This window comes from Viridibacillus soli (genome assembly GCF_016612995.1).
Lineage (GTDB): Bacteria > Bacillota > Bacilli > Bacillales_A > Planococcaceae > Viridibacillus > Viridibacillus soli.
This window is the reverse complement of record NZ_JAEOAH010000019.1, coordinates 1-16,290: the sequence shown is the minus strand read 5'-3', so window position 1 is coordinate 16,290 and position 16,290 is coordinate 1. Positions and strand designations below refer to the sequence as shown.

At 37.7% G+C, this 16,290-nt stretch carries 16 protein-coding genes; 3 read left to right on the top strand and 13 right to left on the bottom strand.

The annotated features are described in order from the left end of the window. Positions 1–254: 254 nt before the first annotated feature. Positions 255–1,130, bottom strand: a complete 876-nt coding sequence (locus JFL43_RS13350; RefSeq protein ID WP_100795879.1) for a nucleotidyltransferase-like protein — start codon at positions 1,128–1,130, stop codon at positions 255–257. Between the two features lie 133 nt (positions 1,131–1,263). Here JFL43_RS13350 and JFL43_RS13345 point away from each other — a divergent pair, with 133 nt between their 5' ends. After that, a complete protein-coding gene (locus JFL43_RS13345) occupies positions 1,264–1,620 on the top strand; it encodes a YgzB family protein (protein WP_100795878.1) in 357 nt (118 codons plus the stop codon). A gap of 121 nt (positions 1,621–1,741) precedes the next feature. Here the strand turns inward: JFL43_RS13345 and perR are convergent, their stop codons facing one another. From perR to bcp, 3 genes are all read right to left on the bottom strand, one after another. Continuing rightward, positions 1,742–2,182 carry a peroxide-responsive transcriptional repressor PerR gene (gene perR / locus JFL43_RS13340; protein WP_200749420.1) on the bottom strand — a complete coding sequence of 147 codons (441 nt, stop codon included), beginning with the start codon at positions 2,180–2,182 and terminating at the stop codon, positions 1,742–1,744. Positions 2,183–2,431: 249 nt separating this feature from the next. Next, the gene (locus tag JFL43_RS13335; RefSeq protein WP_200749421.1) at positions 2,432–3,376 is read right to left on the bottom strand and encodes a D-2-hydroxyacid dehydrogenase; all 945 of its coding nucleotides are present in this window, start codon (positions 3,374–3,376) and stop codon (positions 2,432–2,434) included. Between the two features lie 2 nt (positions 3,377–3,378). Further along, complete coding sequence (bcp, locus tag JFL43_RS13330) at positions 3,379–3,852, bottom strand: thioredoxin-dependent thiol peroxidase (RefSeq protein WP_100795875.1); 474 nt, start codon at positions 3,850–3,852, stop codon at positions 3,379–3,381. Between the two features lie 190 nt (positions 3,853–4,042). Here bcp and JFL43_RS13325 point away from each other — a divergent pair, with 190 nt between their 5' ends. Beyond that, positions 4,043–5,134, top strand: a complete 1,092-nt coding sequence (locus JFL43_RS13325; protein ID WP_100795874.1) for an FUSC family protein — start codon at positions 4,043–4,045, stop codon at positions 5,132–5,134. 53 nt (positions 5,135–5,187) lie between these two features. Here JFL43_RS13325 and nikC read toward each other — a convergent pair whose 3' ends face one another. From nikC to mutY, 9 genes are all read right to left on the bottom strand, one after another. Beyond that, entirely contained in the window at positions 5,188–6,084 is an 897-nt protein-coding gene (nikC, locus tag JFL43_RS13320) for a nickel transporter permease (RefSeq protein WP_200749419.1), read from the bottom strand. Between the two features lie 17 nt (positions 6,085–6,101). After that, entirely contained in the window at positions 6,102–7,106 is a 1,005-nt protein-coding gene (locus JFL43_RS13315) for an ABC transporter permease (protein WP_200749418.1), read from the bottom strand. Positions 7,107–7,205: 99 nt separating this feature from the next. Further along, positions 7,206–8,819 carry an ABC transporter substrate-binding protein gene (locus tag JFL43_RS13310; RefSeq protein WP_200749417.1) on the bottom strand — a complete coding sequence of 538 codons (1,614 nt, stop codon included), beginning with the start codon at positions 8,817–8,819 and terminating at the stop codon, positions 7,206–7,208. A gap of 31 nt (positions 8,820–8,850) precedes the next feature. Continuing rightward, on the bottom strand, positions 8,851–9,834 hold the full coding sequence (locus tag JFL43_RS13305) for an ABC transporter ATP-binding protein (protein WP_100795871.1): 984 nt from the start codon (positions 9,832–9,834) through the stop codon (positions 8,851–8,853). Continuing rightward, positions 9,809–10,828 (bottom strand): ABC transporter ATP-binding protein, encoded by a 1,020-nt coding sequence (locus JFL43_RS13300; RefSeq protein ID WP_200749416.1) that lies wholly within the window; start codon positions 10,826–10,828, stop codon positions 9,809–9,811. Before JFL43_RS13300 ends, JFL43_RS13305 begins: the two co-directional genes overlap by 26 nt. 180 nt (positions 10,829–11,008) lie before the next feature. After that, positions 11,009–12,736 (bottom strand): ABC transporter ATP-binding protein, encoded by a 1,728-nt coding sequence (locus JFL43_RS13295; protein WP_200749415.1) that lies wholly within the window; start codon positions 12,734–12,736, stop codon positions 11,009–11,011. A 78-nt stretch (positions 12,737–12,814) separates the two neighbouring features. After that, entirely contained in the window at positions 12,815–13,360 is a 546-nt protein-coding gene (gene ntdP, locus JFL43_RS13290; RefSeq protein WP_100795868.1) for a nucleoside tri-diphosphate phosphatase, read from the bottom strand. Positions 13,361–13,495: 135 nt separating this feature from the next. Further along, positions 13,496–13,894: a gamma-type small acid-soluble spore protein gene (locus JFL43_RS13285; protein ID WP_200749414.1), complete on the bottom strand. Its 399-nt coding sequence runs from the start codon at positions 13,892–13,894 to the stop codon at positions 13,496–13,498. Between the two features lie 65 nt (positions 13,895–13,959). Continuing rightward, complete coding sequence (gene mutY, locus JFL43_RS13280; protein ID WP_200749413.1) at positions 13,960–15,033, bottom strand: A/G-specific adenine glycosylase; 1,074 nt, start codon at positions 15,031–15,033, stop codon at positions 13,960–13,962. A gap of 125 nt (positions 15,034–15,158) precedes the next feature. Here mutY and JFL43_RS13275 point away from each other — a divergent pair, with 125 nt between their 5' ends. Next, complete coding sequence (locus JFL43_RS13275) at positions 15,159–16,136, top strand: metal-dependent hydrolase (protein WP_200749412.1); 978 nt, start codon at positions 15,159–15,161, stop codon at positions 16,134–16,136. The last annotated feature ends 154 nt before the right edge of the window (positions 16,137–16,290 follow it).

The following is a 16,290-nucleotide window of genomic DNA, read 5'->3' as shown; positions in this document are numbered from 1 at the left end:
GATTAACGTCTTGCATGTTCAGTTTTCAAGGTTCATTTTTGTCGTTGTCGTTGTTTGTTGCAGCGACTTTAATATCTTAACATCTTTAACTTTCTCTGTCAATCACTTTTTTAAAAAAGTTTTTCAGGAGGAAGTATTAAGTTTTTTCAACACGTCTTAGCGACAATTAATATCATACAATAGTATCTATATATGTGTCAACACTTTTTCAAAAAGAATTTCGAGGCGTTTTGAACGCCTCAATTACTATACAACTATTCCACGATTTCTTCAACCTTATAATCTCTATGGTAAATGTTATTCCCTTTTGTCTCTACTCGCTCAACAGAGATATAACCTTTATCTATTAAGTATTCGATGAAAACCTCAAGATCGACTGAGTAATTTCTTAGCTCCTCTTGTTCATGTAATTCTTGAATTGTCCAAAAGTCCTTCTGAGCCATTACTTCAATTACATGTGTTGCTCCATCAGCTGTACGTGAATGAATAAAGAATTCACTCGCTAAAAACAAAAGCTCTAATCTTTTATCTAGTGATTCTTCACTTGTGATCAGTTCTTCGTATAATTTATAAATAGCAGGATCAATTTGTTTTACTTGCGACCAGACTGTTATCTCTGGATATAAACCTCTATCCATTACTGCAAGACGAGCTAGATGATGCAATGATTCAACAACATGGTTATAGGCATCTAAGTAATCTTTCTCTTCAAAGCACACTTTACCTTCTAAATATCTGCGGATTAACTTCGCAAACTCTATGCCCATTTTGATTTTACGACCATAGAAAGGGAATTCCTTCAGTTCTTTCTTTAAATTAGATAGATACTCATTACGATCGAATAGTACTTTTCCGAAGAATAGCCAATCAACTATCTTCTTATTCGTTCCTACTAATAACCATTTATTTAACTGCTTCTCCGTAATAATATGCATTGCTGCCTTTTTGTTATCGAATGTATAGTGCTTTGTAAAAACAGATCGCTTACTTTCTTTCGTTATAATAAGAAGTATCGTATCAAATGTATCTGTAATCGGGCTAACTTCTTCCCTTTTTTCTATTAGAATTACACCTATTGTATTTGGGTGACTTGCACGTTCTTGGTATATAGGTCGTAGCAACTGCTCCATAATAATCCTCCTATAGTTAAATTACTCTGTCTTAAACGTTCGACAGATATAATAAGATTCCTTCATAAACTTTTCACTTCATATTGCGATATCAATTTGTGTTATAGTATGTTGTAGATTAGGAGGCTTACAAATGAAACCATATAAAAATAAGATAAATAAAATTCGGTCATTTGCTTTATCTCTTATATTTATTGGCTTTATCATCATGTACGGTGCCATCTTCTTTAAAGAACATCAGTGGTTAGTTATTATTTTCATGACGCTTGGTGTCCTTTGTATTTTAGGTAGTACATTTGTATATGGATGGATTGGGTTCTTGTCAACTCGAGCAGTATTAGTAGAATGTCCGGGTTGTCACAAACACACGAAAGTTCTTGGACGTGTAGATATGTGTATGTATTGTAATGAACCACTAACTTTAGACCCTTCATTAGAAGGACAAGAGTTTGACCAATCATTAAACAATAGATCAAAGCATAAAGATTGATGTATTTGCCCCGTTACTAATTTGTAACGGGGTTTTTTACTGCAAATAACATTACAACAGTCTACCATAAAAAGAAGCTACCTATTTGTCGCAGATGACAGTTAAGTAGCTTCCCTTCTTATTAACTTTTTGTAGCTTGCTCAGAACATGTTGGACACGTGCCGTAAATTTCCATGCGATGTGAATTAATTTTGAAGCCAGTGACATGAGCGGCGAAATGTTCAACCTCATCAAGTCCAGGGTAATGGAAGTCTACAATCTTCCCACAGCCTTCACAAATAATGTGATAATGCTTATTTGTAACAAAGTCAAAACGACTTGCACTATCTCCATATGTTAGTTCTTTTACAAGCTCTGATTCACGGAATACACGTAAATTATTGTAAACTGTCGCTACACTCATATTAGGAAATTTCCCTTCAAGTGCTTTGTATATTTCATCTGCAGTAGGATGCGACATTGATTCGATTAAATACTCTAAAATCGCATGACGTTGCGGAGTAATCCTTACGCCTGTTGTTTTTAGCGTGTCAAGTGCGCTCTTCAATTGCATTTCAGACATCGCCATGCACCTCACTTCATAAATATTATTAGTTTATAATTGTTATAATTAGTTTACTTAAAAAGTGGCGCATATGTCAACATATCCATCTGAGAGTCACATTTTTGTTCGTGTTTTTATTGATAGCCTATTTATTTTTAATAAAATACACCTTCATATTATCCAAAAAGTATCATTACATTCTTAATACCGTTCTCAATCATTTCATTTGTAATGATACTTCTTCCTTCTATTGCAAAAAGCACGTAACTAATAGCCCTTTGTTATATCCATTTTATTAATGAGTTCGTTATCCCCCACAAGCCATTTTCGTAAATTCGGTTTGAATATCTCTAAACTGCGTTCCATATATCGAGAGGAATGGCTTGAGACATGGGGTGAAACTGTCACAGTAGTCATCTGCCAAAAAGGATGATCAGATGGTAACGGTTCTTCTTCATACACATCCAGCACAGCGTGAGCAATTTCCGCTTCAATCAATGCATTCATCAATACATCAGTTGCCACTAGATCCCCACGGCCAAAGTTCATGAATAATGCACTATCTTTCATCGCTTTAAAATGTTCATACTTTAACAAATGCAACGTATCAGGTGTACTTGGCAAAACAGAAATGACAACATCTACTTTTGGTAACGTGTTTTGCAAAGCATCAAATGAAATCATGTCATTCATGTAATCTACTGATTTGCCTGAGCGATTACACCCTATCGTATGTACGCCAAAAGCTTGTAACAATCTACCAATCTCAGAACCAATTGCGCCAGGTCCTATTAGGAGAGCAGTAGAACCATGAAGTTCGCTTGCTTTAGACTTACGGCTCCATTCAGCTTTTTGCTCCTGTTCATAAATCCAAACTAGTCCACGTTTATACGCTAGAATATGCGCCAGTACAGATTCTGCCATCGGAATTTTATGAATACCACGCACGTTCGAAACAACAATTCCACGCTTGGCAATTTCTTTTTGAGGCATTTTCTCTATACCAGCAGAAGCGACCATAATCCATTGTAGCTTCTCTGCCACTTCAATATGCCGTGCTTCAATATCCTCACCGTAAGTTACTAAAACTTCTGCTTCTTTTAAAACACCGTCATCTATACTGTTATGGAAGATAAATTCGACATCAGGGAAATCTTTCAAAACCTTCTCTTTTAAATCTGGTCGTGGATCAAATGTAAAATAAATCTTCATCATTATTCCCTCCTCTCACGTAAATAGGATAGTACTGTATCGATATGTCCTTTCACTCGAACTTTGCGCCACTCTTTTATAACTACCCCATTTTCATCAATTAAAAAAGTAGAGCGTTCAATCCCCATATATTCACGGCCGTACATTTTCTTTAATGTCCAAACGCCGTATTCTTCCGCAACAGCATGATCCCCGTCTACTAAAAGTGAGAATGGTAGCCCGTGCTTTTCTATAAATTTCCCATGTCTTTTTTCATCATCTGGGCTTACCCCTAAAATAACTGCATTTAAATCAGAAAAATCACTATGAAAATCTCTAAAATCACATGCTTGTGTTGTACAGCCTGGCGTCATATCTTTCGGGTAAAAATATAGTACTACTGATTTCTTTCCTATATAATTTGCAAGCGACACCAATTCACCTTGTTCATTTTTTAATGTAAAGTTTGGTGCTTGTTGACCTTCCACTACTGTCATAGCTATTCCTCCTATTTTCTTTTACAATAATTGTATCAATTTTTTGACGTTCTGTCGGTTTTTTTGTCTACATTATAGGTTACCATCATATGCTGATTAAGTGCATCGAACATCCCGCTGTTGACCATTTTTAGGTAATCAGTTAAAGTAGCGGAATACAGTATATAGAAAGAGAGGTTACCCATTTCAAATGAAATTAGGTGCCCGTATTTTAAAAACAGGTTTAGCCATTGTATTTGCATTGTATATTGCAGATTTGCTCAACTTGCCATCACCCGTTTTTGCCGGCATTGCGGCTATTTTTGCAATCCAGCCATCAATTTATCGTTCTTATTTAACAATTCTAGAACAAGTCCAATCTAATCTAATCGGTGCTGCGATAGCTGTCTCATTTGGTTTATTTTTCGGCCATCATTATGTAGCCGTAGGATTGGCTGCAATTATAACAATTTCAATCGTTATTCGACTCGGCTTGGAAAATTGTATTTCCTTATCACTTGTAACTGTCATCGCCATTTTAGAAGTTCACGGTGACGATTTTCTCACTTTCGGTTTAATTCGTTTTGTTACGGTACTGATTGGAGTGCTTGCTGCTTTTGTCGTCAATCTTGTATTTTTACCGCCTCATTATGAGTCGAAACTTTTCCAAGCTATTAACCTTTTGCAAGATGAAATTATTCGTTGGACCCGTCTGGCGGTAAGACAGGCTTCAGAACATACTTCAACGAAAAAATCTTTGCGAAAGTTAAAAGACCATCAATTGAAGATTAACCAGTTGTTTTTATTTTATAAGGAAGAACGTAGCTATTTTAAAAATAAAAAGCATGCGAAAGCAAGAAAGCTCGTTGTCTACAGACAGATGATTACAACATCGAAAAAAAGCTTAGAAGTATTGCAAAGACTTCATTTACATGAAAACGAATTATCAAAACTTCCTGAGCAATTTCATATTATGATTCAAGAACGATTAGACTTCCTACTCACTTATCACGAACAGCTCTTTTTGAAATATACAGGAAAACTGAAACCGGAGCATACAGCATGGGTCGGACAAGATGAATACTTACAAAGAAACGAAGTCATGGATATTTTCGCAGATCAAATTGCGATTTCTCGTGAAAATGATGAAGATGAAGAATTTTCAAGCTATCATTTACTGCATATTCTCTCTCGTATCTTAGATTATGAAGAGAACTTAGAGCATTTAGATACATTGATCATGGCTTATCAAAATCATCACGGCGATGAAATTAAAATTGATCTAGAAGAGAGTATTTTCTAAAAAAAGAGCATCCGGAATGTCGAGTACAACGACACTTCAGATGCTCTTTTCTTTTAGCTCTTCATTTTCGGATCAAGTGCATCTCGTAAACCATCACCCATTAAATTAAATCCTAATACGGTCAGCATAATCGCTAATCCTGGGAAAATCATTGTCCAAGGGGCATTGATTAAATAGATACGTGCATCAGCAAGCATTTTTCCCCACTCTGGAGCTGGAGCTTGTGCGCCAAGCCCTAGGAAACCAAGTGCCGCTGCTTCAATAATAGCCGTAGCAATCGCCAGAGTTCCCTGTACCATCACTGGAGTCATCGAGTTCGGTAAAATATGAGAGAAGAGAATACGAGTATCCTTCATCCCGATCGCTTTTGCAGACGCAATATATTCTTCCTGCTTAATACTCAAAACCTTCGAACGAATAAGCCTTCCAAAGTTTGGAACATTAATAATTGCGATGGCAATTAAAGCGTTTTGCAGTGAGGGCCCAAGTACAGATACTACAGCAATGGCAAGTAACATACTCGGAAAAGCTAACATAATATCGAATATCCGTGAGATGATCGTATCAATCCAACGACCATAATAACCAGCAAGAATCCCCAAAACACTGCCGACAACTACTGAACCAATGACAGAAACGAAACCAACCATAAGCGAGATTCTAGCGCCATGAACAATACGTGAAAAAATATCTCGACCAAAATCATCAGTACCAAACCAGTGCTCTGCTGATGGTGGTTGTAAACGATCCTTTAAAACTTGGTCATTAATTCCTTCTGTAGTAATCCAAGGACCCAAAATAGCGAGAAGGACGAAGAACACCACTATCCCTGCTCCTACAAGTGCCGCTTTACTCTTTTTAAAGCTACGCCAAGCTTCTTTCCATGGACCTACTGATTGATCTTGTTGAACAACTATATCAATCGTTGCATTCGGTGCCATTTCAGACATATTGGACTCCTCCTCTCTTAGTCATATTTAATCCGTGGATCTATTAAGCTGTATAAAATATCTACTATTAAATTGATCATAACGAAAATAAAAGCAACAACTAGAATACCAGATTGTATAACCGGATAATCTCGGAATCCAATGGCTTCATAAATGTAGCGTCCGATACCTGGCCAACTGAAGATTGTCTCTGTTAAAATAGCTCCACCTAAAAGCAACCCCATTTGTAAACCGATAATTGTTAATACCGGAATGATAGCATTTTTCAAAGCATGTTTGTAAACAACCCAGAACATTTTCTGGCCCTTAGCTCTCGCTGTTCGAACATAGTCAGAACGCATTACTTCAAGCATGCTCGAACGAGTCATACGTGCAATTATTGCCATTGGAATAGTTGCTAATGCTGTCGCAGGGAGTATGAGATGCTTAAATACCTCCCATAGTTGATCAAATCTACCATGAATAATTGTATCTACAACATACAAATACGTGACAGGATCGACTGGATTTCTGGCATCATCTCTTCCTGAAGTAGGAAGTAAATCTAATTGAATACCAAACACCCACTGCCCCATTAAGCCCAACCAGAAAATAGGCATAGATACACCGACAAGCGCTATAATCATCGCAAGATAATCAAACCAAGAATTCTGGAACCATGCTGAAATTATTCCAGCATTCACTCCAATAATTACTGCTAAAATCATTGCACAAAGAGCTAACTCTAATGTCGCTGCTAAATATGGCCACAATTCACTTGATACAGCCACTTTCGTACGCATTGATTCACCTAGGTCACCTGTAAACAAACTCCCTAAATAATCAAAATACTGAATATACCAAGGATTATCCAATCCTAGACTTGCTCGCAATGACGCCACCGATTCTTTTGTAGCTTGCTGCCCTAAAATTACTTGTGCAGGGTCACCTGGAATCGCACGTATAATCATGAAAACAATAAAGGTCATTCCGAGCAAAACCGGGATTAACTGTAATAGTCGTTTTCCGATATAGTGAAGCATCCTCTTCACCTCTCCATCTTATTCTTGTTGTATAATACTTTCTTGATAAAAACTCGCCTTCCGCCAAATAAGCGAAAGGCGTAGTTTTAGTTGTACTTCTTATTTAAAATCTACTTTGTCTAACTTGTCAGATCCAGTTGGATGTGGCCAGAAATTAAGAACGTCTGCTCTACCAGCTAAAAGTGGTGTAGAGTGAGCAAGCGGAACCCATGGTGCTTCTTCAGATAAGATTTCTTGAGCCTTTTTGTATAGCTTATTACGTTTAGCTTCATTTACTTCAGTTTGAGCTTTTAGCATTAATTCGTGTGTTTCAGCATTTTTAAAGAATGTGTAGTTGTTACTACCGATATTACTTTCATCAAGTAAAGTGTAAAGGAAGTTATCTGCATCCCCATTATCACCAGTCCAGCCAAGTAAGAATGCATCCGCTTCCCCTTTTTCTGCTTTTTCTAAATAAGTTGCCCATTCATATGATACAATTTTAGCTTTCATACCAACATCAGCTAAGTTCTTTTGAATTGCTTCAGCAACTTTTTGACCATCTGGCATGTAAGGACGTGGTACAGGCATAGCCCATAGCTCGATTTCTTTACCATCATAACCAGCTTCTTTTAGTAACGCTTTTGCTTTTGCTGGATCATAATCATAACCTTTTACATCCTCATTGTAGCCACTAATTACTGGCGGCATTGGGTTTTTCGCAACTTCAGCTTGACCTTCGAAGAATGCGTCAATAATTGCTTGTTTATCAATTGCATAGTTTACCGCTTGACGAACTTTTACATTATCAAATGGTGGACGTGTTACTGTTAAACCTAAGTAACCAACGTTCATTGATGGGCGTTTGAATAATTGTAAATCTGCATTATCTTCGATTGATGTAGCATCTGATGGATTAATACCATCTGCTAAATCGATTTCACCTTTAATTAAAGCATTTAAACGAGCTGAGTTTTCTGGATATGTTTTGAATACGATTTTATCAAGTTTTGGTAAACCATCTTGCCAGTAATTAGCAAACTTTTCGATTGTTACTGAATCATTACGTTTCCAAGAAACAAATTTAAATGGACCCGTACCTACTGGGTTATCACCAAATTTTTTACCATCTTTTTCAAATGCAGTTGGACTTGCAATACCAAATGGAACCATTGCAAGGTTTTTCAAAAATGGAGCTTGTGGACGATTTAATGTAATAACTACTTTATAATCACCATCTGCTACAACAGATTTGATAACTGCTGCTTTATCTCCGTTGAATCCACCGAACATTGAAGCAAAATAAGGTCTGGTTTCTGCATTGCCACTCATCCAACGCTCAAAGTTTTTCACTACTGCCTCTGCGTTGAAATCTGTTCCATCATGGAACTTAATGCCTTCTTGTAATTCAAATGTGTAGCTTAAACCATCTTTAGCTGCCTTCCATGATTTTGCTAGACCAGGTTTTAAAGTCGTATCTTGTTCACCGAAGTTGATTAATGTTTCAAATAAATTTTGTGTTACTTTGTAAGACTCACCATCAGTTACAGCAATAGGGTCAAGTGACACGGAATCTCCACCACGACCAAAGATTAACGTCTTTTCTTTTTTCTCTTTGCCACCTGTGCTTTCGTCCTTGCCATCATCTTTACTATCAGATGAACAAGCTGCCAATGCAGTAGATAATACTAGCAATAACATTAATCCTAGCGCCAACCATCTCTTTTTCCTCATATACAAAACCCCTCCACACTTTGCTCTATTATCATTGTTGACCTTGCTCATTATATAAATGACAAGCAACAGAATGACCTTTCTCAACTTCTGTTAATACGGGAACTACTTTTGTACAAATCTCCATTTTAAACGGACATCTTGTATGAAAAGTACACCCTGTCGGCGGATTAGAAGGGCTTGGTATATCCCCTTTTATCAGTATTTGTTCACGTGTAAAGTTTGGATCTGGTACTGGTACTGCTGATAGTAACGCCTTGGAATATGGATGTAATGGATTGCTATACAAAGATTCACTATCTGCTAGCTCAACCATTTTACCTAAATACATAACCCCTACACGGTCGCTAATATGGCGAACAACGCCTAAATCATGCGCGATAAATATATAAGTAAGTTTTAACTCCTTCTGCAAATCTTGCATAAGGTTTAAAACTTGGGCTTGTATCGAGACATCTAATGCTGAAACGGGCTCATCTGCAATAATCAATTTCGGATTCGTCATAAGCGCTCTCGCTATACCAATACGCTGCCTTTGACCTCCACTAAATTGATGAGGATATCGCTTTGCATGATAACTACTGAGTCCAACGATTTCAAGAAACTCTATGACCTTTTTCTTGCGTTCTCGTGCATCTCCAATACCATGGACAATGAGGGGCTCTTCTAAAATTTTCCCAATTGAATGCCTTGGATTCAAAGAAGCATACGGATCTTGGAAAACCATTTGAATTTCACGACGCGCCTTACGCATTTCTTCTTTTGATAGATCCGAAAGTAGCTTGCCATCAAATTCAATCGATCCTTCTGTAGGCTCTAGTAATCTCATAAGCATACGGCCGGTAGTAGATTTACCACAGCCCGATTCGCCGACAATTCCCAACGTCTCACCTTTATTCACATAAAAGGAAACATCGTCTACAGCCTTTACTTGACCAGATACTTTACCAAGCATCCCCCGATGAATTGGGAAATATTTTTTTAAACCCTTAACTTTCAACAACGGCTCTGTCAATTAGAGACACCTCCTTTTCTTCATATAAGAAGCATCTCGTATTATGCACTGGGCTTGTTTGATATAAGTCAGGGTTTGTTACGCTACATTGGTCTAATACAAATTCACAACGTGCGGCAAAACGGCAACCCGTGCGTATTGAGCCCGGCTTCGGTACGCTACCAGGTATAGAATACAGCCTTTGCTTTTTAAAGCGCATGTCTGGTACAGATTGAATGAGTCCTTTTGTATATGGATGCTGAGGATCATTGAAGATTAATTGAACGGGGCCTTCTTCTACCACTTGCCCACCGTACATTACAATGACTCGCTCACACGTTTCTGCCACTACACCTAGATCATGCGTAATCATAATAACTGCTGTGTTTAATCGTTTATTTAATTCTTTCATCAATTGCAAAATTTGCGCTTGAATTGTTACATCTAATGCAGTTGTTGGCTCATCAGCAATTAACACCTTAGGATCACAAACAAGTGCCATAGCAATCATTACACGTTGACGCATACCTCCCGATAATTGATGTGGATATTCCTTTATCAATTCTTCCGCTCTTGGAAGGCCTACTAGCTGCATCATTTCTACGGCACGATTTCTAGCCTGTTTTTTTGACCAATCTTTATGATGAATTAATACAGCCTCCATCAACTGATTACCAATTGTAAATAGTGGGTTCAGTGAGGTCATCGGCTCTTGGAAAATCATCGCGACATCATTCCCTCGAACTTTACGCATTTCCTTTTGAGAAAGCTTCGTTAAATCTTTGCCATCAAATATTATCTGACCGCCTGTAATTTTCCCTGGTGGAGACGGTACAAGCCCCATAATGGATAAAGCGCTTACACTTTTACCACAGCCAGATTCTCCCACAATCCCAAGTATTTCGCCTTCCCTTACCGAAAAATCAACATTATCTACCGCAGGGATTTCACCATCATCTGTGAAAAATGTCGTCTGAAGTCCTCTTACTTGTAGTAATTCTTTACGATCACTCATGTAGTCCCTCCCTAAAATACGAATTATTCAATGTTTTCAGACTATTATGATGTTTTCTCTATTTTATACTGCTAATTTAAAAAATTGCAATACTTTTCATATAAAAGCATATTAATAACAAAAAAAATAAAGACCTCCCATTTTGGAGAAGGCCTTTACTTTATACTGTTTTCCATCTTATTATACGTCTAACTTTTGCACTTGGAATAGGTTGTGATATATACCTTGCTGCTCTATCAATTGCTCATGTGTACCTTGTTCTTTTAGTTCACCATGGTCGATTACTAAAATTTGATCAGCATGTGTAATAGTTGATAACCGGTGTGCTACTACGATTGTTGTTCTATCATGTGCTAGCTTGTCTAATGATTCTTGAATTAATGCTTCACTTTCTAAATCTAAAGCTGATGTCGCCTCATCTAAAATTAAGATTGGCGGATTTTTCAAAAAGACTCGTGCAATAGCTACGCGTTGCTTTTGACCACCAGATAATTTGACACCGCGCTCGCCGACTTTTGTATCATAACCTTCTGGTAATGACATGATGAAGTCATGTGCATTAGCCGCCTTGGCAGCTGCGATTACTTCTTCATCAGAGGCATCTGGCTTACCCATTAGGATATTCAATTTAACAGAATCGCTAAATAAAATATTATCCTGCAGTACGATACCGATTTGTGAGCGAAGTGAATGAATGGTTGCATCTTTCACATCAATACCATCAACTTTAATAGCACCTTCTACTGCATCATAGAATCGTGGAATTAGGCTAACAATCGTTGATTTACCACCACCACTCATCCCTACAAGCGCAATTGTTTGACCTGGTTGAATTGTGAAATTCACATTATGAAGTATATTCTTCGCATCCTCTGTATAACGAAATGAAACATTTTCAAATTGGAATTTCCCTTGTAAAGGCGGTATTTTTTTTGCATTTGGATGATCCTCTACATCATATTTCTCATCCATCAATTCGAAGACACGGTCCATCGAAGCAAATGCTTGTGTTAATGAGGTTGAAGATGTAACAAGTCTACGTAAAGGTCCGTATAGTCGATCGATATAAGCGATGAACGCCACCATCGTACCGGTAGAAAGTGAACCATTAATTGCTTCATATCCTGCGTATCCAATTACGATTAATGGAGCAACATCTGTAATCGTATTAATGACTGCAAAAGCTTTAGCGTTCCACTTTGTTTGATCAAGCGCTTTGTCCAAAAATTCTCCGTTCGTTTCATCGAAAATTTTCTGTTCATGCTTTTCTAAAGTGAAGCTTTTTATAATACTCATCCCTTGAACACGTTCATGCAAATAGCTTTGCACTCCTGCTAATGCTTGTGAACGCTTGCGGGTTAGATCACGTAATCTGCCGAAGAAGTATTTCACACTGAATGCATAGAAGGGGAAGACGATTAAGGTTACTAATGTTAGCTTCACATCTAACGTTAACATAATACCAATGGCAATTAGAATTGTTGCAAAATCCAGCCAAACATTCATTAGGCCTGTCATTACAAAGTTTTTCGTCTGCTCTACATCATTGATGATGCGAGAAATGATTTCACCAGCACGGGAATTGGAATAATAGTTCATGCTTAGCTTTTGTAGATGGCCATAAAGTTCTTTACGAATGTCATATAAAATCTTATTACTCACATGCTGCGCAAAGTATTGACGATAATATTCAATAGGTGGTCTTAATACGAAAAAGACAACCGCCGTCCCACCTAGCCAATAAAACAGCTGTAACGTTTTTTCATCACTCGTTAAATCTTTTGCACCAACAATATCATCAATAACGATTTTGATTAATATTGGAATAAATAACGGGATGGCGAATTTAACAATCCCGATAATTAGTGTTAAAAATATTTCCCAATTATACGGTTTTACGAACCTCATATAACGTTTCATACTATCTATAAAAAGTCACTCCCTTTTCAAGCGAAAAGCCTGCTGGTTTTCACCAACAGGCACTTACTAGTTTTTGTCATGAAGCTTTCTTTGAAATTGATAACGGCTCGTCCAAGCCTCAATAAAGTCAGGTGCAAACGGTCCGCGCCTTTGTTGTATCCAACCAATGAGCTTATCAACATTCGATTTCAAAATTTGATCTATTACAGTGGGGTAGCCCATTTCCTTCTTATGCTGCTCATATTCATCTTCGTCGAGTAAAGTATAAGACATATCTGGAAATACTTTTACATCTAAATCATAATCAATATACTTAATAGCATTATTATCAAAAACAAATGGAGAGCTCACATTACAGTAGTAATATACTCCATCTTCTCTCAACATACAAATAATATTAAACCAATGCTCTGCATGGAAGTAACAAATGGATGGCTCCCGTGTTAACCATGTACGTCCATCAGCTTCGGTTACGAGTGTTCGTTCATTTGCACCGACGACTATATTTTTTGTTCCTTTTAATACCATCGTTTCTTGCCAGACACGGTGGATACGACCATTGTGCTTGTAACTATGTATTTGTATTGTTTCCCCTTCTAATGGAATCGCCATGTTAATACCCACCTTTTCGATAAACACTTATTGGAAAAGCACTCTTTGCTAACATTATAACAATCATGACTAAAAACGTGTAGCAAAAAATGAGCGAAGGCCAAAAGCCTTCGCTCATTCGGGTGTGTCCCATGATTACTTAGAGTTATTTTGGTTTTGTTTTGCGAATTGTCCTGAAGCATTTTGCTTGTTTTGCTCAGCTTTATTGTTTTGCTTTGCAACTTCTTGGAAATCGGTTTCAGCACCAAACTCCTCGTTAGAGTTATTTTGGTTTTGTTTTGCGAATTGTCCTGAAGCATTTTGCTTGTTTTGCTCAGCTTTATTGTTTTGCTTTGCAACTTCTTGGAAATCGGTTTCAGCACCAAACTCCTCGTTAGAGTTATTTTGGTTTTGTTTTGCGAATTGTCCTGAAGCATTTTGCTTGTTTTGCTCAGCTTTATTGTTTTGCTTTGCAACTTCTTGGAAATCGGTTTCAGCACCAAACTCCTCGTTCATCGCTTTTGAATTGTTAGCAGCGTTTTGATTTTTTTTCATGGAAATCACCTCCGTGCTATCTAATTTGCACAAAAAGGCGAAATCTATTCTTGGTAATATTTCCTTTATAAAGAGGTGGTTTCGATTTTATAACTTTGCCACACCTTTTGCATTGGAACTGGCATTGGTAAATTGGCCATTTCCTCTGCAGTGAACCACTGACAATTGCCTGGCAGCTTTGCTTGCTCCTCGCAACCAATTGAATAACTTTCAATATGCCATGTTAAATGTGAAAAAATATGTTTGAATGAAGTTAACTTTTCGCGCGATAATAAGTTTAAGTTATATTGTTCTGCTAATTTTGTTTCGTTTGTTGTATCTGCATTCCCTACTTGCTCAACCATCGGGAATTGCCACATATTGGCAAGTAACCCTTTTGCAGGACGTTTTTCAACTAAGAATTGACCTATAGTATTTTTTATAACGAAAACGTCATAAGGAATGTGCTTCATCTTTACTTTTTTTGTTTTAATAGGAAGATTCTCCGGTTGCCCTTCATTAAATGCTGTACAAAATTCACGTACTGGGCATAATAAGCATTTAGGAGATGTTGGTGTACAAATCGTCGCGCCCAACTCCATTAGGCCTTGGTTGAATTCAGATGGATGCATTGGATCAATTAATTCCATTACTGCGTTTTCGAACGTTTTCTTCGTTTTAGGCAGCGCAATATCTTCTTCAATTAATAAAACTCTACTAAGAACACGCATCACATTACCATCTACAGCATGCTCTGCTTTATTGTAGGCAATACTTAAAACAGCTCCTGCCGTATATGGACCAACGCCTTTTAACTTAGAAATTTCAGAGCGGTTATCTGGTACTAGGCTATTATAATTTTCAACAACTTCACGAACGCCCGCTTGTAAGTTACGCGCACGTGAATAGTAACCTAATCCTTCCCATTGCTTCAGCAACTTCTCCTCTTCAGCATCTGCCAAATGTTGCAATGTTGGAAATTCACTTAAGAATCGTTCATAATATGGTATAACGGTGTCGACTCTTGTCTGTTGGAGCATCACTTCTGATACCCAAATTTTATATGGGTCACAGGTTCTTCTCCAAGGTAAGTCTCGTTTTTCTCTTTTATACCATTCGACTAATGCTTGTTGGAATTGTTTTTTATATTGATAGTACACTGTTTCCTCCTAGGTATTTTCGATTTTATTTTTCGTTTAAAAAAGTATAAAAAGTTAACGAATTTACAGTTTTCGCTAAAGAGATTTAAAATTTTCTCTCCCACTATTTAAGGAGCTGATCATCTTTGGATTCAGGTACACATTTAGTTATGGGCATTGCTCTCGGTGGCTTAGCATTAGCTGATCCAGTTGTAGCAGGTAGCTCCATGACTACAGCTGCAGTCATTACAGCAACAATAATTGGGTCACAAGCACCCGATGTAGATACAGTTTTAAAACTGCGCAATAATGCCGTTTATATTCGTCATCACCGCGGTATTACTCATTCAATTCCCGCTGTAATATTATGGCCGCTTTTAATAACCGGCGTACTATCGCTGTTGTTTCAAGATGCCAACGTATTACATCTATGGCTTTGGACATTTTTAGCCGTTTTTCTACATGTTTTTGTCGATATTTTCAATGCTTATGGAACACAAGCACTTCGCCCATTGTCGAAAAAGTGGGTCGCGCTCGGTGTCATTAACACATTCGATCCGATAATTTTCGGCTTACATGTCATAGCACTAATGCTGTGGGCTTTTGGCGCCAATCCCGTTTGGACAATATCAATTTTATACTGCATCCTTATCATTTACTATATAATCCGGTATACCTTACAGCAAGCCGTTAAGCACGCTGTCAAAAATACCATTCCAGATGCCGAAAAAATTATTCTATCACCGACAATGCGCTTTTTTCAATGGCGTATCGCAGCAAATTCAAGAACAAATCACTACGTAGGACGAGCTTATGGCCGCTCCATCACAATATATGATAAATTCCCAATCGAGCCACTACCTGACACACCGTTATTCCAAGCAGCACTTGAAGATTCCAATTTAGCTGCATTCTTGTCATTCTCACCTTTATACCGTTGGGAAATAAGAGAGCTTGAAAATAACTTCCATGAAGTGCGCTTAATCGACCTACGCTATCGCAGCGACAACCGCTATCCATTCGTCGCAGTCGCACTTTTAAACAACAATTACGAAGTAGTCCAATCCTATACAGGCTGGATCTTCAGCGAAGACAAGCTACGGAAGAAATTGATTGTTGACTAACTAAATGCTGAAGGCGCTCGTTCAACGGCGACAAGCATTGGAATTCTCGAATCGAAAACGTCTTTTTAGTTTTCGACCGAGAGAATGGAAATGACCTCGAGCCGTTAGCGCCTGAAGCTGGATGGAGTTAATGCTGAAGGCGCTCGTCCAGCTG